This is a genomic window from Proteus mirabilis HI4320, from assembly GCF_000069965.1.
Classification (GTDB): Bacteria; Pseudomonadota; Gammaproteobacteria; order Enterobacterales; family Enterobacteriaceae; genus Proteus; species Proteus mirabilis.
Genome location: NC_010554.1, coordinates 4,035,700 through 4,056,619, shown reverse-complemented (window position 1 = coordinate 4,056,619; position 20,920 = coordinate 4,035,700). Strand labels below are relative to the sequence as shown.

Genomic DNA, 20,920 nt, shown 5'->3' with positions numbered 1-20,920 from the left:
TATAATCAAAGGGTAATTATAGTGGCTCAATACGTTTATAGTATGTTGCGTGTCGGGAAAGTTGTTCCCCCTAAGCGACATATCCTTAAAAACATCTCACTCAGCTTCTTTCCGGGCGCGAAAATTGGTGTGCTTGGTCTAAATGGTGCCGGTAAATCAACCTTACTGCGTATCATGGCCGGTATCGATACCGATATCGAAGGTGAAGCACGTCCACAACCGGGTCTAAAAATTGGCTACTTGCCACAAGAGCCAAAATTAAACCCACAACAAACGGTTCGTGAAGCCGTTGAAGAAGCGGTAAGCGAAGTCAAAAATGCACTCAATCGTCTTGATGAAGTGTATGCAGCTTATGCTGATCCTGATGCTGATTTTGACCAACTGGCAAAAGAGCAAGGTCAGCTAGAAGCGATTATTCAATCTCACGATGGTCATAATCTTGATAACCAATTAGAGCGTGCAGCAGAAGCACTACGTTTACCAGATTGGGATGCCAAAATTGAACATCTTTCTGGTGGTGAACGTCGCCGTGTGGCTATCTGTCGTTTACTGTTAGAAAAGCCAGATATGCTGTTGTTAGATGAACCGACTAACCACTTGGATGCTGAGTCTGTTGCTTGGTTAGAACGCTTCTTACATGATTATGAAGGCACTGTTGTGGCGATTACCCACGACCGTTACTTCCTTGATAATGTCGCAGGATGGATCTTAGAACTTGACCGCGGTGAAGGTATTCCGTGGGAAGGTAACTACTCCTCTTGGTTAGAGCAAAAAGATGCGCGTCTTGAACAAGAAGCAGCCACTGAAGCCGCTCGCCATAAATCAATTCAAAAAGAACTTGAGTGGATCCGCCAAAATCCTAAAGGTCGTCAGGCTAAAGGTAAAGCTCGTCTTGCTCGCTTTGAAGAACTCAATAGCGTTGATTACCAAAAACGTAATGAAACCAGTGAGCTATTTATTCCACCTGGACCTCGTTTAGGGGATAAAGTGCTAGAAGTGAGTCACCTCACTAAATCTTATGGTGATCGCGTTCTGATTGATGATTTAAGTTTCTCCATTCCTAAAGGCGCTATCGTCGGTATTATCGGTCCAAATGGTGCCGGTAAATCAACGCTGTTCCGTATGATCTCAGGTCAAGAACAACCCGATTCAGGAACCGTGACTTTAGGGGAGACCGTGAAACTGGCCTCTGTTGATCAGTTCCGCGATAGTATGGATGACAGCAAAACGGTTTGGGAAGAAGTTTCTGGTGGTCAAGATATTATGCGCATTGGTAACTTTGAAATCCCAAGTCGCGCTTATGTGGGCCGCTTTAACTTTAAAGGCGTTGACCAAGGTAAACGCGTTGGCGAACTGTCCGGAGGTGAGCGTGGACGTTTACACCTTGCGAAACTTCTCCAAGTCGGCGGTAATATGTTGCTGCTCGATGAACCGACCAATGATCTGGATGTTGAAACGCTACGCGCCTTAGAAAATGCGCTATTAGAATTCCCAGGTTGTGCTATGGTCATTTCCCATGACCGTTGGTTCCTAGACCGTATCGCCACTCATATCATCGATTATCAAGATGAAGGTAAAGTCGAATTCTTTGAAGGTAACTTTACTGAATATGAAGAGTATAAAAAACGGACATTAGGTAACGAAGCTATCCAACCTCGTCGCATGAAATATAAACGCATCACTAAGTAATCATTATTTAGCTGAACGCAAAAAAGCAGAGCTCACCCTCTGCTTTTTTATTATCTCTCTTTACGTTTTATCCAAAGCACCGTAAAACCCCGTCCTTCAGGTCGGGGATATAAGGCGCGGTTTTTTAACTAACTCGGTGTTTCCTGTTGCTCAATGTACTGGCGGATAATGGATATTGCTGCGCCACCACAACTCCCCGCGAAATAACTCGGCGACCAAAGAACCCCCTTGTAGTAATCACGTTGGGCAATATCAGGACGATCACGTCGAAGTAATCGACTCGATACCCCTTTAAGGCTGTTAACCAGATTAGATATCGCCAGTTTTGGCGGGTAATTAATCAGTAAATGAACGTGATCCCGTTCCCCATCCATTTCAACCAGTTCAACATCAAAATCAGCACAAACACTGGCAAAGTAGCTTCGCAATTTTTCAATGGCATCCTGATCAAATATTTTTCGCCGGTATTTTGTGACAAAGACCAAATGGACGTGCATCAGGAATACACAATGTCTGCCACGGCGAATATTAGTTTCATTTTTCATGGACCAAAGTATAATAGATAATATGAAACGTCTACAAGCCTTTAAATTCCAGTTAAGACCCAATGGTCAGCAAGAGCGTGAGATGAGACGCTTTGCAGGGGCTTGTCGTTTTGTTTTCAATCGGGCATTAGCACGTCAGAATGAGAATTACGAAGCAGGGAATAAATACATTCCCTATACAAAAATGGCTTCATGGCTCATTGAGTGGAAATCTGACACAGAGACACAATGGTTGAAGGAAGCCCCATCACAACCGTTACAACAGTCACTTAAAGATTTGGAACGGGCTTACAAGAATTTTTTCCAGAAGCGTACCGCTTTTCCTCGATTCAAGAAACGCGGTAAAAGTGATGCTTTTCGCTACCCGCAGGGCGTGAAGCTCGATCAATCCAATAGTCGTATATCATTGCCAAAGTTGGGATGGATGCGCTACCGCAACAGTCGTGAAGTCGTCGGAGAAGTGAGAAACGTCACGGTCAGTCAGTCATGCGGTAAATGGTACGTCAGCATTCAGACTGAGTATGAAGCGACAGAACCACAACCTGAATCAACCTCAATAGTCGGGCTTGATGCAGGCGTTACAAAACTTGCCACGCTTTCAGACGGTACGGTATACCCGCCCGTCAGCAGTTTTAAAGTAAACCAGCGAAAGCTGGCAAGACTTCAACGGAAATTAAGCCGTAAAATCAAATTCAGTGCCAACTGGCAAAAACAAAAGCGCAAAATTCAACGTCTGCATTCTCATATTGCCAATATCAGGAAAGACTACCTTCACAAAGTCACCAGCGAAATCAGCAAAAACCACGCAATGATTGTCATTGAGGACTTAAAGGTCAGTAACATGTCTAAATCGGCAAAAGGTACGACAGAACGGCATGGACGGAACGTAAAAGCTAAATCTGGTTTAAACCGCGCAATACTGGAGCAGGGCTGGTATGAAATGCGCCGTCAGCTTGAGTACAAGCAGCTCTGGCGAGGTGGTCAGGTAGTGGCAATACCACCAGCCTACACCAGTCAGAAGTGCGCTTGCTGTGGTCATACAGCAAAGGAAAACCGCCAGTCACAAAGTCAATTCGAGTGCCTTGAATGTGGATATACAGCGAATGCTGATATCAACGGGGCACGTAACATTTTAGCGGCAGGACATGCCGTGCTTGCCTGTGGAGGGAGGGTGCAGTCAGACCGCCCGTTGAAGCAGGAACCCGCCGAGGTGATTCAGACATCAGTCTGAACGCAGTAGGGATCCACGTCCTTTAGGGCGTGGAGGATGTCAATGGCTTACACTATTCAATGACGATATTAACTACTTTGCCGATAGTCAAAGCTCAAGGGCGCAATAAATGAGAAAGAGCCGTTAACTAAACGGTGGCTTTCAGGTGCCGGAAATGGCGATGCCCGTTTAATAGTGTTAATCGCTTCTTTATCAAGGATACGATTACCAGACGAGGTTTGTATACTCACATCTAATAACTCACCTTTTGCATTGAGCGAAATTTCAACTTGTGTCACTCCCGTCGCTTTAAAACGTAATGCTGCACGAGGGTAACGTTTATACATATCAATATGGCTATGGACTAAACTTTCCCACCCCATTTGGCCACTGCGAGATGATGAAGCGGTACTGGTAAAATCGGCACTACTGGTCGCGTTTTCACCTGATAAAGGGGCGGTTGTGGTATCTGCTGGCGCTTCTGAAACGGGAAGATCATCAGGTACTTTTACCACGACAGGCTTAGGCTTAACCACGGGTTTCACCTTTGGCTTTTCCGCAACTCGCTCATAAGTTCCCTGTTCGACTACAGGCATTTTAGGCACATCAAGTTGCTCTTTCATCGGCTCTGGCTCGGCAGCTTCTGGAACTGACATCACCTGTTCAGGCCCAACAGGAACCTCTTTAGGTTCTGCTTTTGCCAATTGATAAAGCCCCACTTGCATCGTCATTGCTGGAGGTAAAACCGCATATTGCTCATCTTTCGTCGTTATCCAACCTATAGCAACAACAACCAAGGTGACATGAAACACAATACTGGCAGTTAACCCACCAATAGAAAAGGACCAACGGCGTGGAAAAGTCGCCGACATACTACTCATAATTCTTGCCTCTGATTTTCTTTCTAATGAATTATAGGCATAATACAAACACAAATGATATTGCTTATTATTAATAATACAATAAAAAATTAGCTAAATATTGATTATAAAAATTCCTTATTAGAAGCAGTAAGAGCTTATTATTTCACTCTTTTTTAAACACCAGAGACTATGACTAGCGATAAATCATTAGCACAAAAAATCAGTTGTGCCTACCAATCAACCTATGGTCAGCTTGTACGTTTTTTCCAAAAACGCACGGGTAATCACCATGATGCGGATGATTTGTCTCAAGATGTGTTTACACTATGGCTAAATCGAAAAGAACAAACTCCTGTCCAAGAGCAGCGTGCTTTTTTATTTAAAATAGCGAACCACGTTTTGATCGATCATTGGAGGAAAAACCAAAAACAAAAAAATATCTATCAAGAAGATTATCAATTAGAAGATGCGGTACAGACCTATACGACAGAGCTTGATCCCGGGCACGTCCTTGAGCATCAACAGCGTTTAGATTTACTGACACAAGCTATTGATACTCTTCCTCCCCGCCGTCGAGAAGCTTTTATTCTTTATCGCTTTGATGGATTATCACAAAGCGAAATTGCAGAACAAATGGAAATTTCGATAAGCATGGTAGAGAAACATATTGCCGCAGCACTATTACATTGTAAAAGATATGTCGATGCAGGACAGGAGAAATGCACCAATGACGAGTAAGTCGGGAAATCAACCTCACACAGATGAGGCGCCTGCAACGCTTTTGGCAGATACCCATGATCAATTAAGCCAGCAATCTATTGATGAACAAGCTGCGCTTTGGTTCACCCGTCAACATAGTCAGCAAATGAGTTCACAGCAACGACAAGCCTTTAAACAGTGGGTAGCAGATAAAGATAATCAACAAGCTTATCAAGCTATCGCGGAAATTTGGCATAGTTGTGAAGCCTTACCACGCCCTACTATTGTGCCTATAGAAAAAAGGAAATCTTCACTCTGGCGCCCCTTTATTCACACTACAGCCGCACTCTGTTTAGTTGCTGTGTTATATCTTCCTTATAGTCATTTACCTGCCCTGTTAATGGATAATATGACCTTAGCCACCAGCAATTTTCCTAAAGAGATGACCCTCGCTGATGGCTCTAAAGTTTTTTTAAATAGAAATACACAGGTACGCGTCTCGTATGTCCAAACCCAAAGACGCCTTTGGTTAGATAAAGGTGAGGCTTATTTTAAAGTAAAACCCAATCCTTATCGGCCATTTTATGTCCATGCTGATGAGCGATTAATTAAAGTTGTCGGTACTGAATTTGAAGTGAGTCGTTATCAAAATAATCAAATTAGTGTCGCCGTACATGAGGGCATTGTTGAAGTTAAAGCCACAGAAAAATCCCCTGCGACTTACCTATATGCTGGCTCTCAAGCAATTAGCCAATCAACTGATAATCAATTTGTCATTTCCTCAGTCAATGCTGATTCTGTAGGAAGCTGGCGTTTTGGGCAACTCCATTTCTTTGAACAACCACTTGGTGACGTGATCACTAAATTAAAACCTTATCTGGATATCAACGTTCATATCTCATCAGCCGATGTAGCCAAAATAAAGGTATCAGGTGTGGCAAATATTAATGACGCGAAAAGCTTTATTACTGCACTTCCGCTACTTTTACCGGTTAATGTTATTTTTACTGATAAAAATAATGTGTTAATTATCAATAAGTAAAAATAAACATGAAAAATATTCTTTTTTACAGGTGAGGATAATTCTCATTTCACCCTCTTACTTAGTAACAAAAATTATTAAGTCTATGAATGGGATTGGTGAAATGAGAATACATAATAAAAAAAGGCCCCTAAAAAGGTCGCTACTCACATTATTAATAACGGCTACCGTGGCAGCCCCTTATAGTTATGCGGCAACGCTATCAGTCTCTTTACCAGAGCAATCTTTAGCTGATTCTTTAAACACTATTGCTAAACAAGGTCAGGTACAAATTCTGTTTGATGCCAACGCAATAAAAAACTTACGGGCTCCTGCACTCTCTGGTCAATATGAAACCCATACCGCATTACAAAAGGTGTTAATCGGTAGTGGTATGGAAATTATTTCACAGGGAAATGGCTTTGTTATTCGTCCATTAGCAACGAGCAGTACGATTGTGATCCCTGAAGTTAAAGTCACAGGGATAGGAAGCAGTTATCATCCTGCTACAGATGTTGTTTCAGCACCACAATACATCACCGCGGAAGAGATAAAGCAACGTAATACTGGCGATGGCAATGTCACCGACTTACTTAAAAGTAATCCTGCGGTTCAATTTGCAAATAACGATAGCAACTCGATGAACCAAGGTGAAATTAAGCCCTCACGTATTTCTATTCATGGCTCCAGTAGCTATCAAAATGCCTATAAACTTGATGGCGTCAGTTTTAATAATGACTTTGATCCGGCCAATTCGGGCAATGGTGAAACCAATACCCGTATTACCAGTGATGAGCAAGGGATGTATCTTGATAGTCGACTTATTGATAGTGTCACCGTTTACGATAACAATATTCCCGTTGAATTTGGCGGATTTACTGGAGGCACAGTTGAAGTACAAAGTCGTCGTTGGTCTGGTGAAACCCATGCCAATGCCTATTACCGTACTACCCGTTCAAGCTGGAATAATATTTTCACCGATCCCAAATTAAAATTTGATACTGCAAATAATGATTTTAGTAATCCAGCCCGTTTCCAGAAAAAATATGATAAACAAAACTATGGCGGTTGGTTTGAAACAGGTTTAACGGAAAATACAGGATTAATTTTCTCAGCTTCTCGTCGGGAATCAACCATTCCGATGATGATAAGTGCTGAAGGGGGTATTGTTCACACCCCTGAAGGCGAATTAGAGCATGTATTACAAAGCCCACATTATCGTGATCAAACGCGTACTTCAGATAACTACTTTATCAAATATTCTTGGAATATCTCTGATAAACAATCTTTTGATCTATCAAGTAATATTGCCCGCTATAAGAGCTATCTGTTCTCCAGCTCTGTGTATAACTCCGGTTATGATAATGAACATAATGGACTCAGTTTTACCGCCCTTTATAAGCATCAACTTGCGCTAGGAACCTTAGAGTTAACCGCAGGTTATCAAAATCTGGAAGATAAACGCACCAATGATCAAGACTACTTTATCAAAGTAGAAGATTACACTGATTGGCAACACCCTAATCAAGTCTCCAGTGGTGGTCAAGGTGATCTGCGTAGTAAACAAGAAACCTATAGCGCCAAGAGTATTATGCGTTTTGATCCTATCGTGTGGGGTACCGTCACTCATCGCCCCACCACCGGATTTGAAATTAGCCGCACCAAAGGCGCTTATATTCGTGATAAAACCTATTACAACTATACCTATCGCGGCATGACGGTCAATGATGAATGGATGGGAAGCTTATCACAAACGACGCGTTTTCTAGCGGGTACCCATAATGCGTCTTATACCAATTATTCATTTTTTATTGACGATAATATTCAATATAAACGCCTCACCTTACGTCCCGGTGTACGTTTAGATCGTGATGATTTTGTACAAAAAAACAACCTCTCACCTCGTTTAAGTGCTACTTACGATATTTGGGGCACAGGTAATACTTTAATTATTGGTGGGGTAAACCGTTACTATGGACGTTCAATGCTCACTTACGCCCTTTATGGTGCGCAAAATGCCGGTTTACAACACTGCTATTTTGACTGTCAAACATCGGAGGAAAAGTGGACTAATCGTACCGACTTTGATGGTGTTGATTCACTAAAAACCCCTTATAACGATGAATTCACTTTAGGTCTACAACAAGAGATAGCCTCAACCACTTGGCGTTTACAGTATGTGCATCGCAATGGTCGTGATGAGGTGCGTAGTGATACTAAATATCCAGACTCAACCATTGATGAAAAACGTGCTATTCGCCACTTCAATAATAATGGTCGTAGTACACACGATACCTTAACGCTCTCCGTGAGAAATAGCCAACCATGGGAGCTTGCTAAAGCCGATCACGTCTTTAATGCTTCGATTAGCTGGCAAAAAAGCAAAACCAATACGCCAAAAGACTCAGGTTATGCCAATTTTGATCCCAGCGTTCAAGGGATGAACTATGACAAGGTGTGGTATGGCGGAAAAATAATCAATGCCAAAGACTTACCTTCTGACAACTTTAACTCGCCGTTAAAAGTGACCGCTGAGCTAACCAGTGTTTGGGATGATGTAGGAGTGACTTGGTTTAACCGTTTGCAATGGAATGGAGCTCGTTCACAAGCAGAGAAAGCCAATAATGGTGCGCCAAAACCAAGTGAGTACGGCCCGCTATTTGAATATAAAAAACGTCATTACAGTAGTCGTTTTACTTGGGATACCAAGCTCAGTTGGCAGCCTGAATTTGCTTACGGTGTAGGTATTTCCGTTGAAGTGAATAACGTACTCAATACCAAAAATGTCAATGATTACATTACCTATCAAGATAAAGAGTACAAATCTTACGAGCCAGGTCGACAGTTCTGGCTACAAGTCAGCTATGACTATTAAAAATTGATGAAGTTAATGTGAGCAACCGAGTCAATAAACAATAAAAACATGACAAATAAGCAATGAAAACAATAAAACAATTTTTCTATTTGGTTTCACCTTTTTGGGGGCGGCGTACCGCCCTTTACTGCTGGTTCCTATTAATTCTCTCTTTAACGTTAACCCTCTCATCCGTTTGGTTTAACGTCAAAATGAATGAATGGAATGGCAGCTTCTATAACGCCCTACAACAACTCGATGGGCAAGCCTTATATAAACTGCTTCAACAGTTTGTGATTATTATTGCCGGATTAATTACCGTAGTCGTGATGGGTGATTTCTTACGCCAAAAAATGATCATTCGCTGGCGTGAAGGTATGACAGAGCAAGTGCTTGAGCGCTGGCTATCAAAAAATAGTAAACACTATATGTTGCGGTTAACCTCGCAAGAGCCAGACAACCCCGACCAACGAATTGCCGAAGATATTCGTTTACTAATTGAATCGACAATGCGCTTAACAGTGACCTTTTTACATTCACTGTTAACGCTTATCTCTTTTGCCACTATTTTATGGTCACTCTCTGGTGCGCTCTCTTTCTCTTTAGCAGGCAAAGAGTGGAATATACCGGGTTATATGTTCTGGGCCTGTATTATTTATACCCTTATCGGGATCACCATCACCCAGCTCATTGGTTCTCCATTACGTAAAATCAATATGGATAAACAGCGTAAAGAGGCAGATTACCGTACTGCGCTTATCACACGTAAACAACATGGTGATGCTATTGCTGGTCAACGGGGTGAAATGAGCGATCGTCATGAACTGATGGGACGCTTTTTAGGGGTGATCCGCAACTGGAATAACCTTATCCGTTATGAAAGAAACCTTGCTTTCTTTACTGTGGGTTATCAGCAAGCCACGGCAATGGCGCCAATTATTTTTGCTTTGCCAAAATTCCTCGCCGGCGAATTAATGCTAGGGGGATTAATGCAGTTACGACAAGCCTTCTCCAGTGTTGCTGGGGCATTAAGCTGGTTTATTTTCTCCTATAAAGAGATTGCCGCATGGCAGGCAACGGTTACCCGTCTTTATCATTTTGTGGTGTTGTTAGAGCATGATCACCAACCTGAGATCACCGAGTTAGATGATAAACAAACTAAGCTGACAGCCAATTTATCGCTATTTATGCAAGACGATAGATTATTAATTAACAATATTCACTTTTCTCTCAAAGCGGGTGAATTGGCGGTAATTGAAGGTAGCTCAGGTATCGGGAAATCAACACTGTTACGTGCGTTAAGCGGCCACTGGCCTTATTTTAAAGGAGATATTCAACGGGTAACCAATATCAGTTGGCTCCCACAACGTATGTATCTGCCTGTTGCCCGCTTAGATAGCTTATTGGCTTATCCTTGCCAAGCATCTCAGTTCTCACAACAAGAGTACCAAGAAGTGCTTCATTGGGTGGGGCTAGATAAAATAAAAAATCAGCTTTCACTGGAAACAGATTGGACAACACGCTTATCCGGTGGTGAACAACAACGTCTTATCTTTGCCCGTTTATTACTCAATAAACCCGATCTTATTTTATTAGATGAAACCACATCCGCTCTTGATGAACAAAATGCCCTACATATGTTGTTATTACTTAAACAGCATCTACCAACCTCGGGCATTGTCTTAGTCAGTCATCAGCGTTTCACTCACGCTATTGCCGAGCAAGTAATTTCATTACAAGCGCCGACTGCGTCCTCCTCTCAATCAGCTGGAGTTACTGAATATGTATCGTAAGTTACTGATTATCTCAGTCAGTTTATCACTTCTGGGTTGTGCAACAGGCAACTCGTCTGAGCATACCAATAATGCCCTTTCACTGCGCCCCGATATTCGCCATTTTACGCTTGATAATGGCTTAAATGTCTATTTGCTACAACGCCCACAAACGGGGGTTGAAATGCGTTTACTGGTGAAAAGTGGCTCGGTACAAGAAGATGAAAAACAACTTGGCTTTGCCCACTTTACCGAGCATATGGCCTTTAAAGGCACGACTCATTTTCCGGGAACAACTGGGTTTAAACAGCTTGAAAGCCTAGGAATGAAGTTGGGGAGTCATGTTAATGCGGCAACGAGCTTAAACTCAACAACCTATAAATTATCCCTGCCTAATGCCAATCCGACCCAAATAAAAACAGGGTTGAGGATCTTATCCGATTGGGCCTTTGGCATGACATTTGATCCCGTTGAGTTTGATAAAGAGCGTCCGGTGATCGTCGAGGAGTGGCGATTACGCCAAGGTATTGGTTTTCGTATTAATCGCCAACTTGAAGAGTTACGTTATTATGGCAGTCGTTATCTAGATCGTGATCCCATTGGGGACTTAGATATCGTTAAGCATGGTGATGTCAAAGAAGCAAAACGTTATTACGATACTTGGTATCAGCCTGAAAGAATGGCATTGGTGTTAGTGGGTAATTTTAATCAAGGTGATGCGATTGCTGATATTACCCAGATGTTCAATGCAAAAAATAGTGAAAACAAAGGCGTTGACTCTCCATCATGGCACCGCTTTATCGACAATAAAGATTTATTAGTAAAGACGATTTTTGATAAAGAGCAAGGCTCACGCATTGTGCAATTCACTCTACAGCGTACACTGCCTGCACCATTAAATAGTCGCCAAGGTCAATATGATGATTTAATGGACTCGTTGTGGCTCTCCATCTTAAACCAGCGCTTTTCAACCATTGTTGATAATGGGTTAGTGCCTTCCGTCAGTGCCAATACACAAGGTGCGATGTTAGATGCCCGTCGCTCACAACAATTGATGATTGCCCATCCTAAAGGGGATGATTATCAAGGTACATTAGATATTCTATTTACTGAAGTACAGCGTTTAGCCTCACAGCCAGTATCTCAGCAAGAGTTAGATAATGCCCGCAATGCGCTGTTAAAACGTCTTAGCCAACAAGCTGCTGGTGAAGAGCGCTATGAGCATGGTTATTTAGCTAACCAAATTACTACGGCACTTGAATTAGAAATGCCAATCCAAAGCAAAAAGCAGGCGTTAAACTTAAGTTATCAACTAATAAATAACGTTACACCTGATACCTTAAAACACTATTTTGCCCAATACCTAACACAAGCTTCACCACGAGTGGCAATTATCGGCCCAGATAGTGATAGTCAGGTATTTAGTGCCACTAAAGCCTCGCAACGCTGGCAAGAGATTAGACAATCTGATCCCGGTGCGTTTACATTGAAAACCCATGCGGTGGTATTAGATATTAAACCTGAGCAAACCGGTACTGTTGTCACCACACAAACACTTCCGATTGAAAAAACACAGCTGTGGACACTGAGCAATAACGTAAAAGTTATTATTAAAAATGACCAGTGGCTAAAAGACAATATCCAAGTATCACTGCGTATTCCCGGAGGTGTTTCTCTGGAAACAGGACAAAGTTTAGGCTTGGTTCAGTGGGCATTAAACTTACCAGAAGTGAGTGGATATGGGCATTACAACGCAAGAGAGTTAGCGTTATTTAGTAAACAGCATCAAATCAGTTTGCGTCCATACAGTGAGTTGTTATTCCACGGCTTGCGTGGCGAAGCGCCTATTGATGAGTTAGACACCTTGTTGGCCTTATTGCATTTAAAAGTGACAGCACCACAATTTAATGGGCAAAAATTAGAGCAACAAAAACAAGCAACGGCATTAGGGATCGCCAAAACACCAGTTGAACGTATTTTCTTAGATCATATTAATAAAGAGAGCTATCAAAACGGTGAGCGCTTAGTAATTTCGCCACAAGGCCCTTGGCAACAGTTTACCGCACAACAATTACAACAAACGAATCAATCACTTCTAGGACAGCCTGCCGATATGGTATTGGTGATTAGTGGGCCTATTAACCTAAATCAGGCCAAACCGATGATCGAACGTTGGATAGCAACGCTGCCGACACGTTCATCGCAACGTCTATTTTGGGCTGATCCGGCGATTAATCCCAAATTAAGCTCATTTAATAAAACCTACCCTATTGCCAGTAGCGATAAGAGTATGATCAGTATTCAATACGCAGCCAAAGCCCAATGGTCACAACAGCAACTGTTAGCACTTAACTTGCTTGATACCGTTGTCAGCCAACGTTTAAGACTTAATCTTCGTGAACGAGCGGGCGGGATCTACTCGCTAGGCTTTTCTGAGTCACTAACCAAGCTGCCAAGTAGTTTTTATACCGGACGTTTAAACTTTACCGCATCACCACAGCGGGCAGATGAATTAATTGCACTTGCGCGTAAAGTGGTCAATGACGTAAAACAAGCGGGTATTACCGATAAAGAATTACAAGAGGCAAAAAATATTTGGTTAACTGAATATGGGCAAGCCAAAGAGAGTGCTAGCTATTGGACTGATGCACTTGCTCAAGTGGCAACAGATGACCAACAATATCAACGACTATTAACTGAGACTGCGATTGTCAACGGAATAAGTGTCAGTGATGTTAATCAAGTTGCTCGTCAGTGGTTGGGTGAAAATGAAAAAATCTTCAAACTAACACCGCCAACAAAGCAATAAATTTCTATTTATCACTTTAATAATAAACGCCCAGCATATCTTTATTCTGGGCGTTTATTCATCTAACCTGAATAACTTAGCAATGTTTCATTCAATATTATTGTCTATTAAATTTATTAATCTTTTTTGAGCGCCCAACGACCACTACCCAAAAACATCACCGCAATCGCAGCAAACATATAGAAGCCAGCACTTTCAGGTGCCCATCCCCCCGTTTTGGGATCTAAGGCTAAAAGATCACCGGAATGTACCATCAGCACCGCAACCCCCATGGTTGCCGCCACAACAAATGCTGAAAATCGAGTAAATAAACCGATAATCAGTAAGATAGGACATAGAACTTCACCCAGTAATGTGCCATAAGCAATAAATGCAGGTAAGTTAATATTTGCCAACATTCCCTGTATACCGGCAAGTCCTCCTGGCTCCATTTTGTGTAATCCGTGTAATAACATTAAGACACCTAGCGAAACACGTAAAACAAACTTACCTAAATCGGGGTGGTTTGTAAGCTGATTAAATTTATTAATCATAACGTCTCCAAAATCAACAATGTGATGGGCATTTTTAATACGTATTAATGGGTATTTATTATTATATGATTAAAAAATATGAATGAGTGCAATTTTTATTATCATTATTTGTTATGGTTGACGAGGCATTTAGATTATTATCGTTTAATTAGGAGCTATTCACCTTTTCCATGATTAAGATCACAACTTATTAACATAATCAACTCTTAATCAGCAACTTCTCGTTATGCTATAGATATCTCATCTGACCAGTATAAAAAAGGTATCTGATGGCACACTATTCTTATTTATTTACTCCCCTTGATTTAGGGTTTACTACGCTTAAAAATCGTATTTTGATGGGCTCGATGCATACCGGACTAGAAGAAGATCCACATGATGCACCTAAGCTTGCTGAATTTTATGCTCAAAGAGCTGCAGCAGGGGTGGCACTTATTGTCACCGGTGGGATCTCCCCTAATAAGCAAGGTGTATTATTGCCACATGCAGCAACGCTAATGTCAGAAGATCAACTCGCTTCTCATCAATTAGTCACTGATGCGGTACATAAACAGGATGGGAAAATCGCTTTACAGATTTTACATACTGGTCGTTATAGTTATCAGCCTAATTTAGTCGCCCCTTCAGCGATCCAATCACCTATCACCCCTTTTATGCCCCAAGCAATGAGTCATGAGCAGATAGAACAGACTATTGAAGATTATATTCATTGCGCTAAGTTGGCTCAGAAAGCTGGCTATGATGGTGTTGAGATCATGGGATCTGAAGGCTATTTAATTAACCAGTTTTTAGTAAGTCATACGAATCAACGCGATGATCAATGGGGTGGCTCTATTGAAAATCGTTGTCGTTTTGCATTACGTATTTTAGCTGGCATAAGAGAAGCTGTGGGTGAACACTTTATCATTATCTATCGTTTATCAATGTTAGATTTAATTACCGAGGGAGCTAATGCCTCAGAGGTATTTTATCTTGCTCAAGCAGTAGAAAAGGCCGGAGCAACCCTAATCAACAGTGGTATTGGTTGGCATGAAGCCCGCATCCCTACTATTGCCACTATGGTACCAAGAGGACAATTTGCTTATGTCACTCGCCAATTGATGGGAAAAATCAATATTCCTCTTATCACTTCTAATCGTATCAATACACCTCAAGTGGCTGAAGCTATTTTAGCGGAAGGCTGTGCAGATATGGTGTCTATGGCGCGTCCTTTTCTTGCCGATCCGCAATTCGTATTGAAAGCGCAACTTGGTCGCGAGGATGAGATAAACACCTGTATTGCCTGCAACCAAGCCTGCTTAGATGAAATATTCAGTGGTCACCCGGCATCTTGTCTTGTAAACCCTTTTGCCTGTCGAGAAACAGAGCTTATTTTAACCCCGACTCAAGCCCCTAAAAAAATTGCTGTCGTTGGCGCAGGCCCCGCAGGATTAGCATTTGCCATTACAGCAGCTAAACGTGGTCATCATATTACTTTATTTGAAAAAGAAGACCGTATTGGTGGACAACTCAATATTGCCAGTCAAATTCCGGGTAAAGAAGAATTTAAAGAGACATTGCGCTACTTTAAGCGGCAATTGCAAATCACAGGGGTGATCGTAAAAAATAATACGGAAGCGACACTTTCCCATCTGCAACATTTTGATGAAATTATTTTAGCCAGTGGTGTTATCCCTCATATTCCAGAGATTGATGGCCATGATAATCCGATAGTAAAAACCTATCTTGATGTCCTTAAATACCATCAACCAACCGGCGAAAAAGTGGTGATTATTGGCAGTGGTGGTATTGGTTTTGACACTGGCCTTTATCTTACCCAAACAGGCCAATGCAGTAGTTTAAGCCCTTGTGCATTTAATAAAGAGTGGGGAATTGACCCAACACTTACGCATCGCGGAGGGATCACCTCCGCCGATCCTTTTATTAAAAAAGACAAACAGATTGTTATGACGCAACGTAAGAGTGGGAAATTTGGCTTAAGTTTAGGTAAAACAACAGGCTGGATACATCGCTTAACATTGCAGAAAAAAGGGGTCAAATGGCTAACTGGCTGCCATTATCAAAAAATTACCGAGCAAGGAGTAATAATTGAACATAATGAACAACAGCAACTGCTCGCGGCTGATAGCGTGATTTTATGTACCGGACAACAATCTTATCGTCCGCTACTGCAAGCGTTACAACAAGAAAATAAAACCGTCCATCTTATTGGCGGGGCAAAAGAGGCTAAAGCATTAGATGCCAAACGAGCCATTAAGCAGGGAACAGAATTAGCACTTACTATTTAACACTCGATTTATCATATCAATAACCAGAAACCCCATATAGTTTCCTATATGGGGTTCTGTTTTTATTATTAATTTTTGTTGTTACTTACTACCCTTCCTGTCTTACTACTCTTTATATCTATTTACTACTTATACTCTTTAGCCATTATTTTTTTCAGTTAATGGGTTGGCAACTAAACGCTCATCTTCGGCTATGCAGACCGTTGCGGTAAATAGCACATCAGTTGATGAGTTTAATGCAGTCTCTGCTGAATCTTGTAAGACACCAATCATCACACCTACCGCAACTACTTGCATCGCCAAATCATTACTAATACCGAACATGCTACAAGCAAGCGGAATTAACAGTAGCGAGCCACCAGCAACCCCTGATGCACCACAAGCACAAATAGCAGCAACAAGGCTTAGCAATAAGGCTGTTGGAATATCCACAGGCATACCCAAGGTATTTACCGCAGCAAGTGTTAAAATAGTAATAGTGATTGCCGCTCCCCCCATATTAATGGTCGCACCTAATGGGATCGAGACAGAATAGGTATCTTCATTTAAATTCATACGACGACACATTGCCATATTCACCGGAATATTAGCCGCTGAACTACGCGTAAAGAAGGCAGTAACACCACTTTCACGTAAGCAAGCCCATACTAATGGATAAGGATTACGGCGAATTTTCCAAAATACAATCAATGGGTTGACAACGAGCGCAACAAACAGCATACAACCAATTAAAACAAGTAAGACATGCAAGTAGCCAGCTAAAGCTTTAAAGCCAGTCGTAGCAATGGTTGATGACACCAAGCCAAAAATCCCGATTGGCGCTAAACGGATCACCACACGCACAAGGTTAGTTACCGCATCTGCAAAATCTTGTGTTAATGCTTTAGTCGTATCACTTGCATGGCGTAACGCTAAACCTAAGCCAATAGCCCAAGCTAAAATCCCCATATAATTGCCGTTAATCAGTGCATCTACAGGGTTAGCCACCACATTAATTAATACACCTTTTAAGACTTCAGCAATATTTTCAGGTGGCGATAGCTGTGAATCGTTGACAACTAGCGTTAATACTGAGGGAAACACAAAGCTTGCCACTACTGCTGTCAGTGCAGCAAAGAAAGTCGCGAGCAGATAAAGCACTAATATGGGACGTATACTGGTTTTTTGTCCTTGACGGTGGTTGGCAATCGAAGCCATAACCAATACCCAGACTAAAACAGGCGCAACGGCTTTTAAGGCACTAATAAATAAGTTACCTAATAAGCTCATCATTTTAGCCACTTCTGGTGCTAACCAAGCCAGTAAAATACCCGCAATTAAACCAGCAAGTATTTGTTTAACGAGACTTCCCTGAAAAAGCAGGTTAAGTACTCTGGATTGTTGTTTATCCATAGTTATTCCATTACTTAAAATAATATTTAAAAAAGCAATTGTGTGCTTGCTTTTGCCAGTATAAGGAAATGAATCTTGCTGAAAAGCTTATTTTGCAAAATATACATCATTAGCTATTTTTGTTAACAACAAAATAACACAATTGTGATCATAATAGGATTTTGTTCTTTTTAACGTACAGTCCACAAATGAAAGAAATTATTATTATCATAAGGTTAGATTTAATCGTTAAATAAAAAACTAACTCTTATACTATTTACCTTGATTTTTCTTAATCACTTGATGAGTTTAATTTTAACTTTTTAATAACATTTTAATCAGTTTAACTAGCCAATTGGCAACTTTAAAACACTTTTTTTGATGAATAAATAACCATGACATTAGCTTCAATCAGCAAGGAAAAATAATGCTTTTTTATCTCAGTAAAACATCATCATAGTAATTCTATTATTACGTTTTCTTAAGGTTTTTTCTTTAAAACAACGTATCCTAAACTGGAAAACAAAAGTGAATGTCTTTTTTCAAATATTCTTGCTCAATGAAGCGCTTGTAGGGTATTTAAGTGAAAAAATTTTCTGTCTAGTTTTTATTGATTTTGTTAGAGTGTTGCTGTTTTAAACAATGAAAAATAAACCCTATGATATGTATTACGGGTAAATAGATAACAAGAGAGAATGTTTTTGTATTTACCCCCGAATGACTCAGTTTTAGGAAGCCTTTTATATGGAAATCGTAAGAGAGCTGTTCTTGGCGCTTTGGCATCAAGATTACGAAACCTTAGCGAATCCCTCACTGCTTTGGATTATTTACATTTTATTATTCAGCATACTATTCCTAGAAAACGGAGTACTACCCGCAGCTTTCTTACCAGGAGACAGCTTATTAATTTTAGTGGGTGTGTTAATTGCTAAAGGAACCATGGGTTTTCCATTAACCTTACTTATTCTAACGGCAGGTGCTAGCTTAGGTTGTTGGCTGGGTTATCTGCAAGGGAAGTGGCTTGGTAACACCCGACTTGTACGAAGTTGGTTATCACATTTACCAGAACACTACCACCAACGAGCCCATGGACTTTTCCATCGACATGGCTTGGCAGCATTACTTATTGGTCGTTTTCTCGCTTTTGTTAGAACATTATTGCCGACTATTGCCGGCCTTGCTGGCTTACAAAACGGTCGTTTTCAAGTTTTTAATTGGCTAAGTGGTCTGTTATGGGTTGGTATTTTAACCACCTTAGGCTATTTATTAGGAAATAGTCCGTTATTCCGCCAATATGAGCATCATTTAATGAATTTTCTGATGCTACTGCCTGTTTGTTTATTAGTGATTGGCCTAATCGGGAGTGTATGGGTCGTCATTAAGAAGAAAAGTAAACAGAGTAATCAACCGTAATCTATCGCTATTTCTATTATTTTCTATAGCGTTAATATTTAGCATCTTAAAGCCTGTTTTATGATTAAAACAGGCTTTTGTTTTTTATTTCAAGCTATTACTGATTATTTTTTTAATATCACCCTTGGCAAGAATAAGACTTTTCTCTTTTTTAGGGAATTAAGTCATTATTTAATTTTATTATATGGTAAATCTAGTCTATTGTTATAGGTATAACCTCATATCTTGATTAAAGGAGTTACTCATGTCACACCAACGTTCAAATGAAGATCTGCGTAGTGAATTAAAATCTCTGGCTGATACTCTAGAAGAAGTTCTGAACTCCTCGGCAGATAAATCAAAAGAGGAATTACAAAGTTTACGAGAAAAAGCTGAATATGCGCTACGTGGCTCTCGTGCAAAACTCAGTGATGCAGGTAGAGAAATCGTCGATAACACTAAAGAAATGGCGGGTAAAGCGGACAACTATGTGCGTGAAAACCCATGGACAGGTGTTGGTATTGGCGCGGCAGTAGGTGTCGTACTCGGTGTTCTACTTTCGAAACGTTAATCCATAATGAGTGATACTCAAAGACCACAGGGCCCCGCATCCGGGGTTCTGAATTCTCTTAGTCGTATTGGCGCTGTTATCGTTGGCATGGTTGAAACCCGCCTAAAATTAATCGCCATCGAACTAGAAGAAGAAAAAATTACACTTATTCAGCTTATTTTAATGGCGGGGATCACCTTATTACTCACCGCCTTTGGCTTAATGAGTCTACTTATTCTCCTCTTTTGGGTGATCCCACCTGAATATCGTATTCATGCTTTAGCGATTACAACGGCTATTTTGCTAGTTGGTGCCTTAATAGGTGCTATCATGACATTGAGAAAAGCCCGTAATTCAACGCTGTTAGGTGATACTCGCCAACAACTAGAATTAGATAAGCGTCTTTTGGAGCAATATCGCGATGAGCAAACAAAATAGACGCACCTTAGCATTAGCAAGACGCAAAAAGCTGTTGTTGGATGAAATTCAACAACAGCGCACTCAATTAGCGCAAGAGGGGCAAACATGGTTAGAGGTCACAGCACCTTATGATAAAGCATGGAATATCTTAACCTCGTTAAAACCTATCTTGTTAATAGGGGCAAGCGTGGTATCTCTTTATAGCATTAAGCACCCTAAAAAACTGGTTCGTTGGGGACGACGGGCGATAGGCGCTGTTGGTTTAATACGCACATTACAGAAGTCTGTCAAAAAAACCGCTGACTAAACATCAATTTTTTTGTGTAAGAATGTTAATTCTTCTTAATATCCTCCATATTATTTTTTCTTTATTGTATATCTCAAGCCAAACAGTGGTTATTTACACTAAAAACTGGCAATTAAACAAATAAAATACAGATATATTAAATAATATAAAATTTTATCAGGAATAAACATCATGAAGAATTTTGAAAACATTGCCTTATTAATCGCACGTATTCTCATGCCAATTTTATTTATCAGCGCAGGGTATGGAAAAATTGAAGCCTATGAAGGTACTCAACAGTATATGCAATCAATGGGTGTTCCGGGAGCCTTATTGCCTTTAACCATTTTATTAGAGTTAGGGGGTGGATTAGCCATATTATTCGGTTTCTTAACTCGCACAACGGCTATCTTTACCAGTGTATTTACACTGTTAACCGCACTACTGTTCCACACTAACTTTGCAGAAGGTGCAAATCAGTTAATGTTTATGAAAAATATGACTATTGCGGGTGGCTATTTATTACTGGTTATCACAGGTCCGGGTAAATGGAGCTTAGATCGCCTACTTAAGAAAAATTGGTAATAATAGATTTAATAATAAAAAGATCCTCTAGGG

Annotated in this window: 17 protein-coding genes; 13 read left to right on the top strand and 4 right to left on the bottom strand. The window is 40.8% G+C overall.

Going from position 1 to position 20,920, the window contains the following annotated elements:
* Positions 1-21 precede the first annotated feature (21 nt).
* Complete coding sequence (gene ettA / locus PMI_RS18470; RefSeq protein WP_004248950.1) at positions 22-1,689, top strand: energy-dependent translational throttle protein EttA; 1,668 nt, start codon at positions 22-24, stop codon at positions 1,687-1,689.
* A gap of 128 nt (positions 1,690-1,817) precedes the next feature.
* On the opposite strand, the gene tnpA is transcribed toward ettA, so the two are convergent.
* On the bottom strand, positions 1,818-2,234 hold the full coding sequence (gene tnpA, locus PMI_RS18465; RefSeq protein WP_012368857.1) for an IS200/IS605 family transposase: 417 nt from the start codon (positions 2,232-2,234) through the stop codon (positions 1,818-1,820).
* Positions 2,235-2,256: 22 nt separating this feature from the next.
* Between tnpA and PMI_RS18460 the strand changes: the two genes are divergently transcribed.
* Positions 2,257-3,465 (top strand): RNA-guided endonuclease InsQ/TnpB family protein, encoded by a 1,209-nt coding sequence (locus PMI_RS18460; protein WP_012368856.1) that lies wholly within the window; start codon positions 2,257-2,259, stop codon positions 3,463-3,465.
* A 68-nt stretch (positions 3,466-3,533) separates the two neighbouring features.
* Here the strand turns inward: PMI_RS18460 and PMI_RS18455 are convergent, their stop codons facing one another.
* Entirely contained in the window at positions 3,534-4,325 is a 792-nt protein-coding gene (locus tag PMI_RS18455; protein ID WP_004245235.1) for an energy transducer TonB, read from the bottom strand.
* Positions 4,326-4,496: 171 nt separating this feature from the next.
* Here PMI_RS18455 and PMI_RS18450 point away from each other — a divergent pair, with 171 nt between their 5' ends.
* The 5 genes from PMI_RS18450 (at position 4,497) to PMI_RS18430 (ending at position 13,462) form a co-directional block, all read left to right on the top strand.
* Positions 4,497-5,045, top strand: coding sequence for an RNA polymerase sigma factor (locus tag PMI_RS18450; protein ID WP_004248947.1), 549 nt, complete (start codon positions 4,497-4,499; stop codon positions 5,043-5,045).
* On the top strand, positions 5,035-6,048 hold the full coding sequence (locus tag PMI_RS18445) for a FecR family protein (protein WP_012368855.1): 1,014 nt from the start codon (positions 5,035-5,037) through the stop codon (positions 6,046-6,048). The genes PMI_RS18450 and PMI_RS18445 overlap by 11 nt, the downstream gene beginning before the upstream one ends.
* A 103-nt stretch (positions 6,049-6,151) precedes the next feature.
* Entirely contained in the window at positions 6,152-8,902 is a 2,751-nt protein-coding gene (locus tag PMI_RS18440; RefSeq protein WP_012368854.1) for a TonB-dependent receptor, read from the top strand.
* 62 nt (positions 8,903-8,964) lie between these two features.
* Complete coding sequence (locus PMI_RS18435) at positions 8,965-10,674, top strand: ABC transporter ATP-binding protein/permease (RefSeq protein WP_004252657.1); 1,710 nt, start codon at positions 8,965-8,967, stop codon at positions 10,672-10,674.
* Entirely contained in the window at positions 10,664-13,462 is a 2,799-nt protein-coding gene (locus PMI_RS18430; RefSeq protein ID WP_012368853.1) for a M16 family metallopeptidase, read from the top strand. The genes PMI_RS18435 and PMI_RS18430 overlap by 11 nt, the downstream gene beginning before the upstream one ends.
* Positions 13,463-13,578: 116 nt before the next feature.
* Here PMI_RS18430 and PMI_RS18425 read toward each other — a convergent pair whose 3' ends face one another.
* Positions 13,579-13,995 (bottom strand): DoxX family protein, encoded by a 417-nt coding sequence (locus tag PMI_RS18425; RefSeq protein ID WP_004245241.1) that lies wholly within the window; start codon positions 13,993-13,995, stop codon positions 13,579-13,581.
* A gap of 269 nt (positions 13,996-14,264) precedes the next feature.
* Between PMI_RS18425 and PMI_RS18420 the strand changes: the two genes are divergently transcribed.
* Complete coding sequence (locus PMI_RS18420) at positions 14,265-16,283, top strand: oxidoreductase (RefSeq protein WP_004245242.1); 2,019 nt, start codon at positions 14,265-14,267, stop codon at positions 16,281-16,283.
* Positions 16,284-16,421: 138 nt separating this feature from the next.
* Here PMI_RS18420 and sstT read toward each other — a convergent pair whose 3' ends face one another.
* Positions 16,422-17,675, bottom strand: coding sequence for a serine/threonine transporter SstT (gene sstT / locus PMI_RS18415; RefSeq protein ID WP_012368852.1), 1,254 nt, complete (start codon positions 17,673-17,675; stop codon positions 16,422-16,424).
* Between the two features lie 723 nt (positions 17,676-18,398).
* Between sstT and PMI_RS18410 the strand changes: the two genes are divergently transcribed.
* The 5 genes from PMI_RS18410 (at position 18,399) to PMI_RS18390 (ending at position 20,887) form a co-directional block, all read left to right on the top strand.
* Positions 18,399-19,067 carry a DedA family protein gene (locus PMI_RS18410; protein WP_012368851.1) on the top strand — a complete coding sequence of 223 codons (669 nt, stop codon included), beginning with the start codon at positions 18,399-18,401 and terminating at the stop codon, positions 19,065-19,067.
* Between the two features lie 244 nt (positions 19,068-19,311).
* Positions 19,312-19,617 carry an ElaB/YgaM/YqjD family protein gene (locus PMI_RS18405; RefSeq protein WP_004245246.1) on the top strand — a complete coding sequence of 102 codons (306 nt, stop codon included), beginning with the start codon at positions 19,312-19,314 and terminating at the stop codon, positions 19,615-19,617.
* Between the two features lie 6 nt (positions 19,618-19,623).
* The gene (locus PMI_RS18400) at positions 19,624-20,034 is read left to right on the top strand and encodes a phage holin family protein (protein WP_004248939.1); all 411 of its coding nucleotides are present in this window, start codon (positions 19,624-19,626) and stop codon (positions 20,032-20,034) included.
* Positions 20,018-20,323, top strand: coding sequence for a YqjK-like family protein (locus tag PMI_RS18395; RefSeq protein WP_004245248.1), 306 nt, complete (start codon positions 20,018-20,020; stop codon positions 20,321-20,323). The genes PMI_RS18400 and PMI_RS18395 overlap by 17 nt, the downstream gene beginning before the upstream one ends.
* A 171-nt stretch (positions 20,324-20,494) precedes the next feature.
* On the top strand, positions 20,495-20,887 hold the full coding sequence (locus tag PMI_RS18390) for a DoxX family protein (protein WP_012368850.1): 393 nt from the start codon (positions 20,495-20,497) through the stop codon (positions 20,885-20,887).
* Positions 20,888-20,920 lie beyond the last annotated feature (33 nt).